Source organism: Oligella sp. HMSC09E12, from assembly GCF_001808505.1.
In the GTDB taxonomy this organism is placed as follows: Bacteria; Pseudomonadota; Gammaproteobacteria; order Burkholderiales; family Burkholderiaceae_B; genus Oligella; species Oligella urethralis.
Genome location: NZ_KV793599.1, coordinates 1 through 18,286 on the forward strand (window position 1 = coordinate 1; position 18,286 = coordinate 18,286).

12 protein-coding genes are annotated in these 18,286 nt (G+C 48.9%); 7 read left to right on the plus strand and 5 right to left on the minus strand.

The annotated features are described in order from the left end of the window. Positions 1 to 177: 177 nt before the first annotated feature. From HMPREF3179_RS08705 to HMPREF3179_RS08720, 4 genes are all read right to left on the minus strand, one after another. Positions 178 to 1,485, minus strand: coding sequence for an NAD(P)/FAD-dependent oxidoreductase (locus HMPREF3179_RS08705; protein WP_036558929.1), 1,308 nt, complete (start codon positions 1,483 to 1,485; stop codon positions 178 to 180). Positions 1,486 to 1,520: 35 nt separating this feature from the next. Next, positions 1,521 to 2,285: an ABC transporter ATP-binding protein gene (locus HMPREF3179_RS08710; protein WP_070470747.1), complete on the minus strand. Its 765-nt coding sequence runs from the start codon at positions 2,283 to 2,285 to the stop codon at positions 1,521 to 1,523. Between the two features lie 12 nt (positions 2,286 to 2,297). Further along, on the minus strand, positions 2,298 to 3,062 hold the full coding sequence (locus tag HMPREF3179_RS08715; RefSeq protein ID WP_070470748.1) for an ABC transporter permease: 765 nt from the start codon (positions 3,060 to 3,062) through the stop codon (positions 2,298 to 2,300). A gap of 87 nt (positions 3,063 to 3,149) precedes the next feature. Then, positions 3,150 to 4,154, minus strand: a complete 1,005-nt coding sequence (locus HMPREF3179_RS08720) for an ABC transporter substrate-binding protein (RefSeq protein WP_070470750.1) — start codon at positions 4,152 to 4,154, stop codon at positions 3,150 to 3,152. 366 nt (positions 4,155 to 4,520) lie between these two features. Between HMPREF3179_RS08720 and HMPREF3179_RS08725 the strand changes: the two genes are divergently transcribed. The 6 genes from HMPREF3179_RS08725 (at position 4,521) to fba (ending at position 15,909) form a co-directional block, all read left to right on the plus strand. Then, positions 4,521 to 10,469, plus strand: a complete 5,949-nt coding sequence (locus HMPREF3179_RS08725; protein WP_070470752.1) for an alpha-2-macroglobulin family protein — start codon at positions 4,521 to 4,523, stop codon at positions 10,467 to 10,469. 1 nt (position 10,470) lies between these two features. Continuing rightward, positions 10,471 to 12,717: a penicillin-binding protein 1C gene (gene pbpC, locus HMPREF3179_RS08730; protein WP_083290739.1), complete on the plus strand. Its 2,247-nt coding sequence runs from the start codon at positions 10,471 to 10,473 to the stop codon at positions 12,715 to 12,717. A gap of 80 nt (positions 12,718 to 12,797) precedes the next feature. Beyond that, the gene (locus tag HMPREF3179_RS08735) at positions 12,798 to 13,214 is read left to right on the plus strand and encodes a DUF4878 domain-containing protein (protein ID WP_048767264.1); all 417 of its coding nucleotides are present in this window, start codon (positions 12,798 to 12,800) and stop codon (positions 13,212 to 13,214) included. 22 nt (positions 13,215 to 13,236) lie between these two features. Continuing rightward, positions 13,237 to 13,896, plus strand: coding sequence for a YiiX/YebB-like N1pC/P60 family cysteine hydrolase (locus HMPREF3179_RS08740; RefSeq protein WP_083290740.1), 660 nt, complete (start codon positions 13,237 to 13,239; stop codon positions 13,894 to 13,896). Between the two features lie 40 nt (positions 13,897 to 13,936). Beyond that, complete coding sequence (locus HMPREF3179_RS08745; protein WP_070470814.1) at positions 13,937 to 14,755, plus strand: carbon-nitrogen hydrolase family protein; 819 nt, start codon at positions 13,937 to 13,939, stop codon at positions 14,753 to 14,755. Positions 14,756 to 14,844: 89 nt separating this feature from the next. After that, positions 14,845 to 15,909, plus strand: a complete 1,065-nt coding sequence (gene fba / locus HMPREF3179_RS08750) for a class II fructose-bisphosphate aldolase (RefSeq protein WP_018026440.1) — start codon at positions 14,845 to 14,847, stop codon at positions 15,907 to 15,909. A 116-nt stretch (positions 15,910 to 16,025) separates the two neighbouring features. Here the strand turns inward: fba and HMPREF3179_RS08755 are convergent, their stop codons facing one another. Continuing rightward, complete coding sequence (locus HMPREF3179_RS08755) at positions 16,026 to 16,709, minus strand: cytochrome b/b6 domain-containing protein (RefSeq protein WP_070470754.1); 684 nt, start codon at positions 16,707 to 16,709, stop codon at positions 16,026 to 16,028. Positions 16,710 to 16,929: 220 nt separating this feature from the next. On the opposite strand from HMPREF3179_RS08755, the gene serS reads away from it, so the two are divergent. Further along, the gene (serS, locus tag HMPREF3179_RS08760) at positions 16,930 to 18,276 is read left to right on the plus strand and encodes a serine--tRNA ligase (RefSeq protein ID WP_070470756.1); all 1,347 of its coding nucleotides are present in this window, start codon (positions 16,930 to 16,932) and stop codon (positions 18,274 to 18,276) included. Positions 18,277 to 18,286: the final 10 nt, after the last annotated feature.

Sequence of the window (18,286 nt, forward strand, 5' to 3'; positions counted from 1 at the left end):
TGTTTCTACCTAAAATTGCTACTAAAAAGGGGGGCTACATATTAAGCCGAGTGGTCGCGTGGCGTCGTCGACGTGTGAAGTAGTGCCGTTAACAAACAGTTTTACTCATAAAAGGCCTGCTGACGTTATCGCGGCAAGCGGGCCTTAGTCGTCACATAGGTGTTATAAGGCTCTCGTTTAACGCTCTAAACCCGCAATGCGTCTAAAGCGATTAATCGCAGCGCCCACAACCACCTTGCGCAGTGGCTCCGGAGGTAACCAGCTTGGTTTATCCAAACTAACCACCGTGTGCAATTCCTCCGAATCAATGCCTAAAATCGACTCGGCTAATAATTTGCCATAAATCGAGCCCTTGAGTACGCCGGCGCCATTACAACCAACTGAGGCAAAGATATTCGGACCTAGCTGACCAAAGTACACCGCGCCATTGCGCGTCAAGGCTGTCACGCCGCCCCACACATGTTCGAATTCATAGCCTTCAAACTGTGGGTAGCGATGTCGAATACTTTTAAGGAGAATTTCTTTAACCTTGAATAAATTCTCTGGACGCTCGTAGGAGTACTCGGTGCGCACTAAGAAACGGCGATCTTGGCTGAGACGTAAGGTCGTGCCAAGCCGATTGGCCGGAATCAAGCCCCATTCCTTGTCAGCGCCTAGGGTGTTCAGCTGCTCATCATCTAATTGCCCCGTCATACCGGCGTAGGTATAAATGGTGATGAGGCGGTCTTTTAAATAACCAAAGTGCTTGGCAAAACCGTTATTGGCTAGAATAATGGCATTACTCTTGTAGTTATGGGTTAAGGTGCGAACCGTGTACTCCCCCTTTTTATACTCAATGCTACTGGCTGGACAACGCTCTGCTAAAGTGACGTTAGCGGGTAATGAATCGGCTAAGCCCCGAATTAAGGCGGCGGGCTGAACCAGTACATTAGTGTCTGAGTATAAGCCAAAGCGATAATAAGGCGAGCCAATATGATATTCCAGCTCCTCCTTATTCAATAACTTGCAGGGCAGGCCCCATTGGCGTAAATCATCGGCTAATTGACGCAGACCGCGCTCACCCTTGACCGTCGCCGCACCGTGATATTTACCAATATCACTCCAAGCACAGTCAATGCCATGCTCATCAATCAGTGATTTCAGCCATGCTTTACCCTTATTGAGAATGGCAATTTGCTTTTTGGCAAAATCCGCATCCGCATCATGGCCGGACATTTTGGTGTTGTGCGGCACATTAATTAAAAAGCCAGAGTTACGTCCTGAGGAGCCTTCGCCCACGACGGATCCCTCAAGTACCAATATTTCAAGTTCGGGCTTTAATAGCGCCAATTGGCGTGCTGCAGCTAAGCCTGTGTAACCCGCCCCTATAATAATAAAATCAAACTTCTTCCGTGACGATGGGGGTGCAGCAATGGCGCGCGGTGCTAATACCGCATTCCAACCCGATACGGTAGCGTAGGATGGAAATATCTCAGTGGATGACATGGATTCATTGACTCCAATCAAAATTAAAAACAAGGCTAGTTTTTGCTCTCAAGCCCTTTCATCACTTCTTCTTGTACTACATCCCACACCTCGGTTTTAATATCATTGTAGCGCTGAGATAGTTGAACCTTGGCATTGCGGGGATGAGGTAGGTCGTTTTCTATATCTTTGACAATTCGACCTGGCTTAGCGCCTAAGACAATCATCCGAGTAGATAGTAATAAGGCCTCATCAATGGAGTGCGTAATAAACACAATGGTCTTATGGTTAGCCTCGTAGATTTTAACCAATTGCTCTTGTAAGACCTGGCGGGTCATCGCATCCAGTGCGGCAAAGGGCTCATCCAAGAGAATCACATCAGTGTCATTCGCCAGCACCCGCGCAATGGCTACCCGTTGACGCATACCGCCTGATAACTCCTTGGGGTATGAGTTCTCAAAGCCTGCTAAACCCACCCTATTAATATAGTGCTGCGCCCGCTCTTCACGCGCTGCCTTGGGTACCCCCTTGAGCTTTAAGCCAAAGGCGACATTTTGCATCACGGTTTGCCATGGGAAGAGGGCATATTGCTGGAACACCATGCCACTGCCTGGATCGACATCCGTAATGAGACGATCATTGACCATCACCGTGCCCTCACTGGGCTGCTCAAAGCCCGCAATCAGATTTAATAGGGTCGATTTGCCGCAACCTGAGGCACCGAGCAGTACGACAAATTCGCCCTCCTTGATATGTAAATCCAAGTCTTTAAGTACGACGAGATCGCCAAATCGCTTGGTCACATTGTTGATTTTAATCATAAGATTCTCTCTTTACTTCCAGGCTAAGACTCGTTTTTCGATACGACGCAGTAGTGCATCAATAATCAACACCGTGAGACTGATCATGACCATACCTAATACCACGGTATCAGTTTGGAAAAACTCCTTACCATTCATGATCATAAAGCCTAAGCCCTCTTTGGCGGCAATCAGCTCGGCAGAAATAACACAGGTCCAGGCTAAACCAAGAATAATTTTAAAGCCAATAATGATTTGTGACAGACTGGCGGGTAAAATCACGTGTCGCATCACTTGATAATGTGATGCACCCATATTACGTGCTGCCTGGATAAGTACCTTATCCACATTACGGGTCGCATCAATCACATAAAGTAAGGCGGGGGCAATGGTACCCATAAAGACGATGCTGTATTTTTGAGTTTCTGTAATACCAAACCATAATAAGGATAAGGGAATCCAGCTCATTGAGGGTAGGGGGCGCAATAAGGAAATAATGGGATCAAAGACAGCGCAGGCACGGCGCGAGCTACCTAGCACCAACCCGAGTGGTACGGATACCGCCACTGACATTAAGAAACCAATCATCACGCGGCGGGTAGAGGCCAAGACGTTGGCAACTAAGGTGCCGTTTTCTAAGGTGCGAACAGCGCGTTGAAACACATCACTGGGCGCGGGTAAAAAGATGGGATCAATCAGACCTAGACGTGTCGATAGCTCCCAGACACTAACAAAAATAAGCACGGACAAGGTGCTAATCATAAATAATGAATACTTTTCTGAACGAGCGTTGTTCATACGAGGTCCTGTTTTCAGACTAAAGGAACTGAACAGCGAGCACAGAGGATCGCTGTTCAAGGTGATGAGGCATTAAAAACTTAGGACTTAGCGAATAAAGTCGTTTTTGATCCAGTTTTTAACCTCTGGTGATTTATCGATCTGACCATACTCAACCAACATATCGGCAAGTTTTTGTAGACCCTCGACGAACTTACTATCGGCGCCAATCATCGCTTGTTGTTGCTCGAAGTTGTACCAGTCTGCGTCTTTAATGGTTTGTAGCTGCTCGTCGGCGGACATTTGCGTCAGCTTAGTCAGTACCTCAACGGCAGCCTCAGGATCCTTGCCCAGTGACTCAGCAGCAGCAAAATAAACTTTGGCGAAATCCTTGACAATGTCAGGGTTACGATCAGCAAAACGCTTGCTCACCACTAAGACATCAGGGCCTGGTGTAACGCCGTAGTCCTTAAAGAGACTAAAGTCAGTATCGTCGGCAATCAGCTTGACCCCTGGTAAGCTAGCCACGGTATTAAAATACGGCGTCCATGTGGCACACGCATCAATTTGTTTTGCCTTGATGGCTGCCGGAATCTCAGGGGCAGGGATATTAATTACATTAATATCACGCTCCGTAAGACCATTTTGTGCCATCAGGTCTAACACCAAGGTGTGCGCACTGGAGGCGAAGGTAGTACCAATGGTTTTACCCTTAAGATCATTAATCGACTCGATCCCTTCAAGTGCAAACAGTCCCTCAACACGACCAAAGTTATCAGGTACACCGATCACATAAAAGCGCTCTACGCCTTGAGCCATTAAGGCAATGGCTGAAACTACACCGGTGCCTGCTACATTAATATCGCCACTCATCAAAGCGCTCATACGGCCAGATGAGGTGCCAAAGAACTCCCAACCGACCTTTAGGTCAGCTTCAGCAAATTGACCGTTTTCAATGGCTAAATACGCAGGATAATGACCTAACCAGGCCGAACCGCCATAATTAATCGCTCTACTTTGAGCTAATACCGCTAAAGGACTGCTGGCCAAAGCAATCGCTGTGCCCGTTAAGGCTGAAGTCTTGATAAAACGTCGTCTATTCCATGTATTCATGTATTACCTCCTAATTATTTCAGACATGAGCCACTCATTACCGTACCATCAAAATGAGGTTAAAAAAATTGAGGATATTGCTAGTATTAACGTCGATGGACACAGTTAATCAAGCCGCTGGTATTGACAGAAGCTTGTTAATGTACCATCAAGCATGCGTTTTGGCAAAATTACTTAGGGTCCTGACTCCGTGTCAATCGCACTCAATGAGTTCTTGCAGATGCTGTTTAGGTCGCTAACGCCGCAGTGCTAAGCGCCTAATTAGCTTGTTGTGAAAGAAATCAGCACCACCCGTTTGCGTACCTTAAATAGTCATTTTTTTATGCTATAAATTTATAAAATTCATTCTTTTACCCGGGAGCAGTTATGCCGCTACGCCTTAAGTCGCTCTATCGTCCTTTGAGTCTATTTACATTTACGCTCATGACTGCCGCTACGAGTAGCCTAGCCATTGCCGCTGAAGCACCCACGGTGGACTCGGTAACGCCTAGAGGAGAGGTGGTGCGTGCGGATTTGGTGCGCATTAGTTTTACGCAAGCGGTGGTGAGCTTGGGGTCAGAGGCGGTCAATCCTTTTTTTATTCAATGTCAGCAGGGTGAGGTCGCAGGTACTGGTAAATGGGTGGATGACCGTGTTTGGCAGTATGATTTTGAGCAGCCCATCAGTGAACCCAACAGTTGTTTAATACGCAGTAATCCTAATTTTCAGGATGTAAATGGCACGCCTTTAGAGGAGTTGGAGTATAAGTTCAGCGCCGGTAAATTAACGCTGAGTGCTAATCCTTGGCCGGATAGCGAAAACATTAGTGAGGATCAGCATTTTATTTTAAGTTTTAACGATCGAGTCTCGAGTGAGCAACTACGCCAACACGGCTATTGCGCTGTGGAGGGGGTCGGTGAGCGCTTACCCTTGCGGGTGTTAGATAGCACAGCCAGTAAGCGCTATTTGGAGGCCACTTGGTCGCGACGTAATCCTGACTGGACCCGTGTAGTGCATTGTGGTCGTCAATTACCCAGCTCTGCTGCCGTGGCGGTGGTGGTAGAGGCGGATTTACGTACGGACTCCGGTCATCGTTTGGCACAAACGAAACGCTTTGATTATCAGGTGAGAGCACCTTTTGATGGCAAGTTATCTTGTCAGCGCTTAGCTGAAAGTGCGCCTTGTTTACCATTGTCAGATATTCGGGTGAGTTTTAGTTCACTGGTGGAGGCTGAGCGCTTAGCTCAACTGCGCTTGCGGGTAAATGGTGAGTTGCACCAGCCGTCAGTTAATGAGGATGGTTATCAGTCGAATCTTAATGATTCGATAGTCTTCAAAGGCCCATTCCCAGAAAAGGCCGAGCTGCAATTGCTAATTCCTGATGATTTTAGTGATGATGTGCAGCGTGAGCTAAGTAATCGGGATAGTCTGCAACAGCCTTTTAGTTTGGATGAATTACCACCCTTAGCTAAGTTTGCCAAGCAGGCTTTTGGTATTTATGAGCTCTTAAGCGGAGACGACAAAGCAGAGGCAATCATTCCGATTGCTCAGCGTCGTTTGGGTGCGGACCAGGCAGCGGGAGCAAGTTTACTGGAGAGCGTCGTGGTCACGGATGATGCAGAGGTGATGCGTTGGATGCGGCGTTTTTCTCGCTTGGATGAAAATCAGGTTGATGCCACTGCCTTAGCAGATATGATGGCTGACCGTAAGGAAGTCCGTTGGGAGGAAGGTGAAGCGTCTGAGCTGATTGATACCCGTGCTGTGTCGATTTTTGGGGCAGAGACAGCGCAACGGGCTCGACTCGAATTACCGCCTCTGTCAGCAAGTACAGAGTCGGCTGCCGAGCTTGTGGGGGTGCCACTGCATCAAAGTGGTTTTTATGTATTGGAATTACAATCGCCGACCCTAGCCGCATCCTTGTTGGCTGCTGGGAATGACACCATGTATGTGCGCAGCACCGCCTTAATTACCAATCTGGCCGTGCATATGAAGTATAGTTCCGAGGACTTTCTGGTGTGGGTTACTCGGCTGGATAGCGGTGAGCCGGTAGCTAGGGCAGATATCACGATTTCGGACTGTAATGCCAAGCCTTTACATAAGGGCACCACCGATGAGGCAGGTCGACTTTATCTAAATCGTCCTTTAGCTGAAGCAGCGACTTGTCAGTATGCTGAGGTCGGTGATTATTTTGTGTCTGCTAGGGTCGCAGCCGATCATCCGGCGGCCTTAGGTGTGCCGCAGTATAGCTTTGCCTTGAGCCGTTGGACCGATGGCATTGAGCCGTGGCGTTTTAATCTTGATAATTACCTGTATGGTGATTCTGATAGTGGTCGCTTGGTTGAGCATAGTTTCTTTGACCGCCCGCTGTATAAAAAAGGTGAAACGGTATCCATTAAGCATTATTTGCGCGTGTTGGATAAGCACGGTCTCGCCTTGCCCCGAGCTAGTGAGCTGCCGGATCAGATTCGTATCAGTCATGCTGCCAGTGGGGATAGTTATGAGCTTGAGGTGACGTGGTTGCCGACAGCGAGCGGTGGTTTGGGGGCGACGACGGATTGGACCTTACCTCAAAACGCTAAATTGGGTCATTACACCTTAAGTTACTTACGTCAAGGCAAGGAGGTCTTACAAAGCGAAGAGGGCTTTAGGGTTGAGCAGTTTAAAGTGCCGTTTTTAAAGGGAGCGATGCAGCTTAGCAGTGACGGTCAGACACCGCTAGTCGCCCCTAAACGCTTGGATGTGGATTTACAGTTAAATTATATTAGCGGTGGCGCAGCGTCTAATTGGGATACGTCTGTGTCAGCGATGATGAGTGCGTGGCGTCCGCAATTTGCTGCCTATCCGGAATATCAATTTGCCGCCGATGTGCCTGGCTCAAGCACATCTGATGCTGAAGCTTCAGATGCGGCGCCCCGTATCTTTTTAAAGCAGGCACCGTTAAGCGTGGATGCTGAGGGGAGAGGGCGTTTGGCGCTTACGCAATTGCCGTCGATTCAAGGGGCCTCAATGGTGCGCGTAGAAACGTCGTTTATGGATCCAAATGGTGAGCTTCAGACCCTGCAGCAAAGGCAGACCATCTTGCCAGCGGATTTAGTGATTGGGATGAAAGTGACCGAGTTTGACCAAGGCGCTCAATCGAGCAAAATTGATTTGGTACTCGTCAATGCACAAGGGCAGCCTTTAGCGCATCACCCCTTTACGGTTGAAGCTTCGCAAGAGATCTATTATGCTGTGCGCAAGCGCTTAGTGGGCGGTTTTTATAGCTACGATAGTACGTGGCGTAAGCATAATCTCGGTCAGGTGTGTGAGGGCAAAACAGATGCCTCTGGTAAGTTCACCTGTGAATTGAATCAGCAATTTAAAGGGCGTATGCTGTTTAAAGTAAGCAGCCAAGATCAGCACAAGGTCACCGTAAGCAATACGGCAATCGCTTATTTTAGTGATTGGGCTTGGTTAGGCGCCGCCGATCACGATCGGATTGATATTGTCAGTGATAAAAAAGACTATCAAGTAGGCGACACAGCGATTCTGACGGTGCGTATGCCGTTCCGTAAAGCCACGGCCTTGGTGGCAGTGGAGCGTGCCGGTATTTTAACCACGCAGTTGCATGAGCTCACGGCCGAGGATCCTAATATTCGTCTGGAGATTGAGGATAGTTGGTACCCTAATGTCTATGTCTCAGTGCTTGCCGTGCGGGGGCGTATCACACCAGAGGAGGGTGCCGAAAAAGTGCCTAATCCGGTGTTGATTGATTTGAATAAGCCGAGTTTCCGTTTCGGTTTGACTGAACTTAAGGTCACGAATCCGGACAAGCAATTTAGGCTTGAGCTTAATTTAGATCGTAGTAGCTACCAATTAAGAGAAGTCGCGACCGCCAAAATTAAAGCGACCTTAGCCGATGGTACGCCCGCCTCAAGAGCGACCGTTGCTTTGGCTGTGGTGGACGAGGCCTTATTAGAATTAGCGGAAAATCGCAGTGCCAACATTATTAAAGCCATGCGACGTGAGCGCGGCTATGGCGTGACCACGGCCACCGCGCAATCGGAAGTGGTAGGGCGTCGTCATTATGGCCGTAAGGCTGTGCCAGCTGGCGGTGCTGCTGCGGACTTGGCTAAGCGTGCCGGTACCCGTGAGCTCTTTGATACGCTCCTCTTGTGGGAGCCAGCGATTGAATTGGATGTGAATGGTGAGGCGACGATTCCTATCCTTTTAAATGACAGTATTTCTCGTTTTAAAGTGATGGCTGTCGGTGATTATGGGGTCGATCGCTTTGCTGAGGCGAGCGCAGAGTTTAGTAGCAGTAAGGATCTACAACTTATCGCAGGTATCCCGGAGGTGTTGCGTGCCGAGGATAGTTATGATCTTAGTCTAAGTTTACGTAATAGCACCGATCAGAATCTGGTGGTGCTGGTTGGCGGTCGTAGTAGCGGCGCCTTCACAACGGAGCTTAAGCAGCAAAAAGTAAAGCTCCCGGCACAGCAATCTACCACCGTGACTTGGCCCGTGAGTTTAGAGCAGGTGGCGCCGTATGCCTTGGCCGATACTGCGGATCAAGCCGCTATGGCCTCCACGCAAACCATTCGTTGGGAGTTTTATGCCTTGCAAAAAACCTCCAAGGCGAAGCAGGCAACCGCATTGCGCGATAGCTTGAGCGTCACGCAACAGCTTAAACCCTTAGTACCAGTGAGCGTGCGTCAATCCACCTTAGTGGCTTTGGAGGGCGATAAGTCCTCACAAACGCTGTCGCTTGCGCTCCCAGACCGAGCGCTTAACATTGACGGCAAGCCAATTGGTGGGATTTCACTCTTGTTGCGTGATAGTTTATTGAGTCCTAGCCAAGCACTGACTCAATGGTTCAGCGATTATCCCTATACTTGTTATGAGCAATTGGCTGCTGTGGCGGTGGGTTTAGCGGATGCAGAGGCTTGGGAAAAATTAATGTTGGATTTGCCGCAACATCTAGATGCTCAGGGTCTCGTGAGATTTTTCCCGGCACCTAGGCTCAAAGGCAGTATTAGTTTAAGCGCCTATTTATTGAATTTATCCGTGCATGCCAAGCGTATTGGTTTAAATTTTGATATTCCACAAGCGCATCAAGAGCGTATTTTAAGCGCCTTGGTGGCCGCGTTTGAGGGGCGCGTATCAGATAGCTATGCGCAGCCATCATGGCGTCAAAGTGAACGTTTAGCCGCCTTAGCTACCCTAGTGGCCTATGGCCAGGTGTCGGCCCGCACCGCGGCCTCATTTTACGATCAATACGATAGCTGGAATATGAGCGACTGGTTGCATTGGTTAGCCATTAGTCAGGCCTTTGATGATCCAACAATGACTGAGATCGCAAAAGCCGCCAAGGTCAATTTACTAAGCCTCTTAAGTCGTGAGGGCCAGTTATTAGTGCCACCAGCCAATGAGTTGACAAATACCTGGTGGACGATGTTTAGTCGCGAGGCTAATTTAGCGAAATTGCTCTTTTTGGCAGTTGAGGATCCAGCATGGTCTGCAGAAGTACCGTATTTATTAAACGGTCTTAATAGTCTGCAACGTCAGGGTCATTGGGGCACCACGGTGAGTAATACCTATGCTAACTTAGCCCTGCAACAGTATGCGAAGCATTTTGATCAGCCCTTGCAATCAGCCAAATTTACGGCTAGTTTACGTAGTGTGGCGCCAACCGCGTCAGCACATACTCTTAGTACTGAGATTAAGCCGGACACCTTTAAGCAGCAACAGGGTGTGAGCTTGCCAATGATGGCTTGGCCTAGCGCGGGTGAGAGTCAACTTAAACTGGATTTTGAGGGTGAGGGTAAGCTCTGGGTCAATGTGACGACACATGCCGCGGTACCCCTTGACGCACCTAAGTATGCCGGTTACCGTTTAGAGCGTGAGGTCATACCGGTCGTGCAAAAGCATCCACCGCACTGGTTCCAGGGGGATGTTTATCGTGTGAATCTTAAAATTCATGCGCATGCACCGATGACTTGGGTGGTGCTCAATGATCCGATTCCGAGTGGGGCGACGATCCTGGGTTCAGGTCTAGGCCGTGATAGCCAGATTCTACAGCAGCAGTCGGCGCAGGCAGCGGCTCAAAAGGCGGGTGGCAAGACTCAGCCAGATACTGTTTGGCAGGCGACACCGAGCTTTGTGGAGCGAATGAATGATAGTTATCGTGCTTATTACGCCTATCTGGATCAGGGTGAAACGGAGCTTTCATATACGGTGAGACTGAATCACAGCGGTCATTTTAAGCTACCCCCTAGTCGTGTTGAGGCATTGTATAGCCCAGACGTCTATGGTGAATTACCGAGTCCTGAGCCTTTTAAGGTAGAAGCAAAGTAGTATGAAAGCGGGGGTGACGAAGCGTGGCTGGGGCAAGCTGCTTTATGGCTTGCTGAGCCTAGCGCTGCTCTTAGTTTTAGCGCTATTAGCACTACGCATCGCCTTGTATTATTCCGCACCACCGCAGCTTCCAAGCTTGGCTGAAGTCAAAGCGGCAACCTCATCCTCGTATGTGGAAGTCTTAGATCGGCAGGGCCTGGTCCTAGATCGTATCCGTCAGGATTTCAGCAAGCGACAGGGTGAGTGGCTGTCCTTAGATGAGGTGTCTCAGGCCTTTATTAAGGCGCTGATTCAATCGGAGGATAAGCGCTTTTATCAGCATGGTGGCGTGGACTGGCTCGCTTTAGTCAATGCCACTCAAGCGCATTTGCGGCAACGCCTGAGTCGAGCTTTAGCACTCAACAATGCTGACACGAGTGGCGTGGGGCGTGGTGGAGCCTCCAGTATTTCCATGCAATTGGCAGCCATGTTGAACCCCGAATTGCAAACGAATACGCTACGTAGTTATCGCCAAAAATGGCAGCAAATGGCCACAGCGCTAGCACTTGAGCGGCATTGGACGAAGCAGGAAATTCTTGAAGCCTATGTGAATCGATTACCGTTCAGGGGTGAGCTGGTGGGGATTGCCGCCGCCGCAGAAAGCTTTTATGGAAAGTATGCCTTTGGTTTAAACCCACGTGAAGCAGCGCTTCTAGCGGTGATGATCAGAGCACCTAATGCCTCAGCTGAGCGTTTGACAGAACGAAGCTGTGAGTTATTGAAAAAAATGGCTGAGCCTGCAGCTTGTCAGGGGCTGGCGCATTTTGTTAATTACTATTTGCGCTTACCCCATCCGCAAACCTTGGATCGACCGCAGCATGCTCCGCATTTGGCACGTTACGCCCGGCAATGGGCTAATCAGCAGCAGCAACAACGCGTCCACACCAGTCTAGATGCGGCATTGCAACGGCGGGTCAATGAGATTTTACAGCATCATCTTAGTGAGATTCGTGATGCCACGGTGCAGGACGCCGCGGTGCTGGTCTTAGATAATGCGAGCGGGGCTATTCTTGCCTATGTGGGCTCCTCCGCACAATTAAGTGCAGCGCCAGAGGTGGACCATGTGCGGGCGCCGCGGCAGGTGGCATCCACGCTAAAGCCCTTTTTATATGCACAACTATTGGATGAAAAGCGCTTGACGGCAGCGTCTTTATTACATGATTCACCGATTAATTTATTAGCCGGTGAGGGCTTATATATCCCGCAGAACCATGATCGTAATTATGCCGGTTGGGTGACGCTGCGTACGGCGCTGGCCTCATCGCTAAACATTCCAGCCGTGAGAGCGATTGTACTATTAGGGGTAGAGCCATTTTATAAAAAACTCAAGACCTTGCATTTGCCTTTGCATCAGGATAGTGAGTTTTACGGCTATAGCTTGGCTTTAGGCAGTGCGGATATGGACTTACTGAGTTTAACTAATGCCTATCGAAGCTTAGCGAATCAGGGTGTTTATAGTTCGGTCTGGTGGAATCAGGCGGAAGCTGCGACGGCTGAGCCGGTGGCGGTTTTTTCGCCGGAGGCTGCGTGGATTATTGGGGATATGCTCGCCGACCGTCAGGCGCGTGCTTATACCTTCGGTTTGGATAATGTACTGAGCACACCGTTCTGGACCGCAGTGAAGACCGGTACCAGTAAGGATATGCGCGATAATTGGACCATTGGTTGGTCGGCCGATTATACCGTGGGCGTTTGGGTCGGTAATAGTGACGGTCGCAGTATGCAAAATGTCTATGGGGTCAGTGGCGCTGGACCGATTTGGTACGATGTCATGGCCTATTTGCATCAACATCAGCGCTCCTCAGCGCCAACAAAACCAAGCACTATCGTCACAGAAAAGGTACATTTTGTAGGGGTGGCAGAGGCTGAGCGTGAGGAGTTTTTTATTGATGGCACCGCCATGACTGAGGTTGTCGCCCTGAGCAGTTTAGCGCCGGATGCACTCGCTCCGATCACCATTGAACGACCGATTAATGGCAGTATCCTAGCCATTGATCCTGAAATACCGGCATCTTCTCAAAAGCTATTGTTAAAGGCCTCGATTGCCGAGCATGATGCCCGCGCGTCTGCTTTGCAGTGGCAGCTTGGGGAGCTGACGCTGGGCCAGGGCAGTGAGTATTTTTGGTCGCTCCGTCGCGGTAGTCATATTATTCGTTTAAAAGATGCTCAGGGCGAGCTCTTAGATCAGGTCAGAATTACCGTGCGATAGTCTTGCCTGCATTGACAGTTGGGGTGTTTAAGTATATTCTGATATAGTTTTTTATTAGTTATTAATGAGGAGAAGGGTATATGAAGAAGTGGTTAGTTTTTGTTTTTGCGTTGTCGTTTGGTTTTTTCTTAACTGCGTGTGGCGGCTCAAGCAAGCCCTATGAAAAAACGGCCATTGAATTTATCGAGGCGATGTACAACGGCCAAGGCGATAAAGTGCAAAAAATGATTTACATCCCTGCCGAAGAGCTTAAAGAGCCAGGCATTGAAGAGATGGTCAAGGGCAAGATGGCTGCGGCGGCACATGATGCTAAAAAACAAGCCGATCAATATGGCGGCCTTAAAAACGTAACTGTGTTGGAGTCCAGCCATGATGAGAGTGGTAAACGTGCAGATGTGCGTTTAGCGTTAACGTTTAAGAATGGTCCCGAGGGTTCTCGTGAAGAGCGCGTCGATCTGATCAAAGATGGCTCGACGTGGAAGGTGAATCTTGACTAAGTAGGCCTAGGTTTTAGTCCCGATGCGCTTAGTAAAATCGTTACCGCAAGGAGTCCTGATACTGTTAGGACTCCTTCTTTTTGTGGGAAGCTGCTTGCTGTTACAAGACGACTCACCTGAGGCAGTGGCATTGTCTAAACCACCAGTGGCAGCTCAGATTGCCGAGAAGTTAGCGCCGGGGGATTTGATTTTTCGTAGTGGTACCGCTTACGAAAGCTACGTGATTAAGCGACTGAGCGGCAGTGCCTTTTCACATATCGGGCTGGTGGTGCAGGGGGCACCGGAGGTGGAGATTATTCATGCCACAACGGATGATGATCCAGCACGACTTAATCAGGTGATACGCTCGCCTTTGGCGGAGTTTGTGAGTCCAGAATTGGCCACGCATTGGGCCGTATATCGTCTATCAAGTTTAGCTAGTCATGAGCGAGCGGCCTTAGTGCAAGCGGTGGAGCATAGTCTGGGATTGCCTTTTAGCTTAAGGGCGAGTGAGACCGATGTCGCACGCTATTGTACGACCATTATTCGAGATGGGCTGCCGCCAGCCTTGCAACAGCAACTCACACCACGCTTTACTTCCTATCCGGGCTTTCGTGGGGAGTTGTTATTTCCTGAAGCCTTTTTCGCCTTGCCGGCATTAGAGCTTATCCATACTAGTGATGAGCGAGTGAGCGATCTATAATAAATCATTCTAATGTTAATCGTAAAAAGGAGACGGGTTGGTGAGTCAAGAGCAATTACGCGTCGCCGTGGCGCAGTTTCCAGGTAGCAATGATATTGTTCAAAATAAACAGTATATTTTGGACTTAAGTCGGCAAGCGGCGGAGGCAAAGGCTGAGTTAGTGGTGTTTCCAGAAGCAGCGATGTGCGCTTTTAGTTCTGATTTAGAAACCTTGCAAGCTGTAGCGGGGGGGCATTCTGCCGCCTTTATCGAGTTTATGCAGCAATTAGCGCAAGACCATGGTTTTGCGGTGATTGTGGGTGTCTTAAGCCCCTCCGAGCAGGCCGATGATGCACGAGTCGTTAATCAACTGATTGCCATTGGGGCAGATGGTCAGCTGATTACACGCTATACCAAAATCCATTTATACGATGCCTTTAGTTTTAAGGAGTCCGACAAGGTACAGCCAGCGACACTGTATGAGGATCAGCGCGAACTGAGTTTGTTTAATCTTAAAGGGTTTAATATCGGCTTAGTCAATTGTTATGATTTGCGTTTTCCTGAATTATCCAGAAAATTAGCCATTGCGGGTGCGGATATTCTATCCATAAGTGCCGCATGGTTAGCAGGTCCTTATAAGGAAATGCATTGGCAGACCTTATCCCAAGCGCGTGCCATTGAAAATACCTGTTATGTCTTGGCTTGTGGTCAAACAGCACCTAAAAATACTGGTCAAAGCATGATTATTGATCCGATGGGGGCGATCTTGGCAGGCGCAGCAGAGGAGCCGGGGGTGATTGTGCAGACGCTGACGCGGGAGCGTATCCGTGCGGTGCGCCAAACCTTGCCTTGCTTAGCCAATCGTCGTTATGAGGTGTAGGCCACACTTTAGCTAAGTGTGAGTCAGCATCGTGTTAAAATTGCTCTATTAAGAATCATTAGTATTTAAATCTATTTTAGGAGAGTTTGATGGCTTTAGTCTCAATGCGCCAATTATTGGATCACGCTGCTGAGCATGGCTATGGTATCCCTGCGTTTAATGTTAACAACTTAGAGCAGGTGCAAGCCATTATGGAAGCAGCCAGAGAAACCGACAGTCCGGTGATTATGCAGGCCTCTGCCGGTGCTCGTAAGTACGCCGGTGAGCCCTTTTTAAAGCATTTAATTGAAGCGGCGGTTGAGGCTTATCCAGAGATTCCGATTGTGATGCATCAGGACCACGGTCAATCACCGGAGGTATGTCGCGGTGCCATTGATTTAGGCTTTAGTAGTGTGATGATGGACGGTTCGCTCCAAGCCGACGGTAAGACTGTCGCTGACTATGAGTATAACGTTGATGTGACGCGCCAGGTAGTGGAAATGGCGCATCGGATCGGTGTTAGCGTGGAGGGTGAGTTGGGCGTGTTAGGCTCGCTCGAAACCATGCAAGGCGATAAGGAGGACGGTCACGGTGCCGAGGGTACCTTAACCCTGGATCAGTTATTGACGGATCCGGATCAGGCGGCTGATTTTGTTAAGCGTACTCAGGTCGATGCTTTAGCCATTGCCATTGGTACTAGCCACGGTGCGTATAAGTTTACCCGCAAGCCAACGGGTGATATTTTATCGATTCAGCGGATTAAGGAAATCCACGCCCGCTTACCCAATACACACCTTGTGATGCACGGTAGTTCTAGCGTGCCGCAGGAGTTATTGGCTGAAATTCGTGAGTTCGGTGGTGATATGAAAGAGACTTACGGGGTGCCGGTTGAGGAGATTCAGGAGGCGATTAAGCATGGCGTACGCAAGGTGAATATTGATACCGATATTCGCTTGGCGATGACAGCTGCAGTTCGTCGTTTTCTTCACGAAAATCCATCCAAATTTGACCCTCGTGAGTTTAATAAGCCAGCGCGTGAAGCGGCTAAGCAGATTTGTATTGCGCGCTACGAGGCCTTTGGTACCGCGGGTAATGCCTCTAAAATCAAGCCCGTGTCGTTAAAAGAGATGGCGGCACTCTATGCTGCGGGTGATTTATACCAAAAAACGGTCTAATCCCATCCAGCGCTAACTAAGCAAAAGGCGACTCGCATATCATTGAGTCGCCTTTGTTTTTGCCTTTATAAAAAGCGCCTGCCTTAGCCCGCTAGGGGCGTGGAGAGCGCTAAAAACTAAAAGGATAAGCCATTTGCAATATAGTAGGTGATTAACACCGCAATGCCAAAGTTAAGCACAAAGCGTAGCCACATGCTAAGGCCTTGCTCTACATGTACGGCGGCTGTGGGCACATCATTACTGAGCTGAGCCTGACCGGTAATCATGGGTGTAATCAGATTCTGCTTTTTAATAAAGCGATAAAATAGCACGGCACCCACATGGAGTACCACTAATAAAATCATCAGAAGCTCGGTGCTGTGGTGTATTTTTGCCATCAGCTCTCTGATGTCTTTAGCAGCCAGACGATATAAAGGACCTTGGTAAAAATAACCGTCGCCGGTAAATAAACCGCTCACTACCTGGAGCCCGAATAAGCCCAAGAGGGCCAACACGGATAAGGCGCCGAGCGGATTGTGACCAAAGACCTTTTGACCACTTTTTAAGTAGTCGATAATGGCCGTGGGCCCCTTAATAAACTGGGTAAAGCGCGCATAGTAGGTGCCGCTAAAGCCCCAAAGAATACGGAAAATAATAAGACAGAGGGCAGCGAGACCAAGGCGCAGATGCCACTCCATATTGCCAGTTTTAACGGTGATAAAGGCACCGATAACACAGGCGGCAAAAGACCAATGGAATAGGCGCAAGGGCAAATCCCAAATCCGAATACGTCGTACTTCAGTTGCGCTGGGTGTAAGCATAAATTCAAACCTTTTTAATTACATGAATGCCTTAATAAGCAGGTGTTGCCATTATAAGGGATAAAGAACTCAATTTCCTTTCATTACTTGTGGAATTGTTTCATTCGAGTAATAACAGCGCTGTGCCTTGTTATACTTATACAGTGAGACAGACTGATGCCATGATGTAAGGCTGTTCAATTAATTAAGATAATTTATTTTTTATTCGGATATCAATTAAATGCTCGATCTCGGATTATTACGCAAAGACTTAGATGCTGTGGTTAGCGCTTTAGCACGTAGAGGCGTTGATTTTGATGTGGCTCGTTTTAATGACTTAGAGGCGCGCCGCAAGGACTTACAGGTACAGACCGAAACATTGCAAGCCAGTCGCAATGCCCTTGCCAAGGAGATTGGTAAGCTCAAGTCCCAAGGCTTGGATGCTGATGACTTGATGGCACAGTCAAAGGCCATCCCGGAGCAGCTAAAGGCAATGGAAGAGGAGCTGTCTGCACTACGAGAGGAGCTCAATGCGATCTTGATGTCGACCCCAAATCTTCCGCATGCCTCAGTGCCAGTCGGCGCCGATGAGGGGGATAATGTCGAGCTTCGCCGTTGGATCCCAGGGCAGGATTACGTGGCTGAGAGCGTGTTTCCCGAGGCCTTGCCCTTTACTGTACTCGATCACGTTGATTTGGGTAAGCCACTTGGCATGGACTTTGAAGTGGCAGCCAAAATCAGTGGCTCACGCTTTAGCTTTTTAAAGGGCGGTATTGCCCGTTTACATCGTGCTTTAGCGCAGTTTATGTTGGATTTGCACACTTCAAAGCATGGTTATACCGAGTGCTACACGCCGTATATTGTGAATAGTGCTTCCTTGTACGGCACCGGTCAATTACCTAAGTTTAAAGAGGATATGTTCTGGGTAACTAAAGGTGGTGAGGATGATGCGGCTGAGGACGGCAGTAAGAGCAAGGAGGAGCTGTTTTTAATTTCAACCTCTGAGATTAGCCTTACAAATATTGCACGTGATGAGATTCTTGATGCGGCGGAGTTACCGATCAAGCTGACCGCTCACAGCCCTTGTTTCCGTTCCGAAGCGGGTAGTGGCGGGCGTGATGTGCGCGGAATGATTCGTCAGCACCAATTTGACAAGGTAGAGATGGTACAAATTGTCCATCCTGATGAGTCTTATGAGGCTTTGGAGGCGATGACTTCGCATGCGGAGGAGGTATTGCAGTTATTGCAGCTACCGTATCGTGTGATTACCTTGTGTACCGGTGATATGGGCTTTGGTGCAGCGAAAACCTATGATATTGAGGTCTGGGTACCGTCACAAAACACCTGGCGTGAGATCTCTTCTTGCTCGAATACCGAGGCATTTCAAGCGCGCCGCATGAATGCTCGCTACCGTGTAAGTCAGGGTAAAAATGAGTTCGTGCACACGTTAAATGGTTCCGGTGTGGCCGTAGGGCGTGCCTTAGTGGCAGTGATGGAAAATTATCAACAGGCGGACGGCAGTATTATCGTGCCGGAGGTATTAAGACCCTATATGGGTGGTTTGGAGTGTTTGACGCCTCAGGCTTAAGGAATTAGGG

What these genes read in the sequence shown, in the direction of transcription:
- HMPREF3179_RS08735 (WP_048767264.1), top strand. Translation starts at nt 12,798, where the DNA reads ATGAAGAAGTGGTTAGTTTTTGTTTTTGCGTTGTCGTTTGGTTTTTTC.
- HMPREF3179_RS08710 (WP_070470747.1), bottom strand. Translation starts at nt 2,285, where the DNA reads ATGATTAAAATCAACAATGTGACCAAGCGATTTGGCGATCTCGTCGTA.
- serS (WP_070470756.1), top strand. Translation starts at nt 16,930, where the DNA reads ATGCTCGATCTCGGATTATTACGCAAAGACTTAGATGCTGTGGTTAGC.
- HMPREF3179_RS08755 (WP_070470754.1), bottom strand. Translation starts at nt 16,709, where the DNA reads ATGCTTACACCCAGCGCAACTGAAGTACGACGTATTCGGATTTGGGAT.
- fba (WP_018026440.1), top strand. Translation starts at nt 14,845, where the DNA reads ATGGCTTTAGTCTCAATGCGCCAATTATTGGATCACGCTGCTGAGCAT.
- pbpC (WP_083290739.1), top strand. Translation starts at nt 10,471, where the DNA reads ATGAAAGCGGGGGTGACGAAGCGTGGCTGGGGCAAGCTGCTTTATGGC.
- HMPREF3179_RS08720 (WP_070470750.1), bottom strand. Translation starts at nt 4,154, where the DNA reads ATGAATACATGGAATAGACGACGTTTTATCAAGACTTCAGCCTTAACG.
- HMPREF3179_RS08705 (WP_036558929.1), bottom strand. Translation starts at nt 1,485, where the DNA reads ATGTCATCCACTGAGATATTTCCATCCTACGCTACCGTATCGGGTTGG.
- HMPREF3179_RS08715 (WP_070470748.1), bottom strand. Translation starts at nt 3,062, where the DNA reads ATGAACAACGCTCGTTCAGAAAAGTATTCATTATTTATGATTAGCACC.
- HMPREF3179_RS08740 (WP_083290740.1), top strand. Translation starts at nt 13,237, where the DNA reads ATGCGCTTAGTAAAATCGTTACCGCAAGGAGTCCTGATACTGTTAGGA.
- HMPREF3179_RS08725 (WP_070470752.1), top strand. Translation starts at nt 4,521, where the DNA reads ATGCCGCTACGCCTTAAGTCGCTCTATCGTCCTTTGAGTCTATTTACA.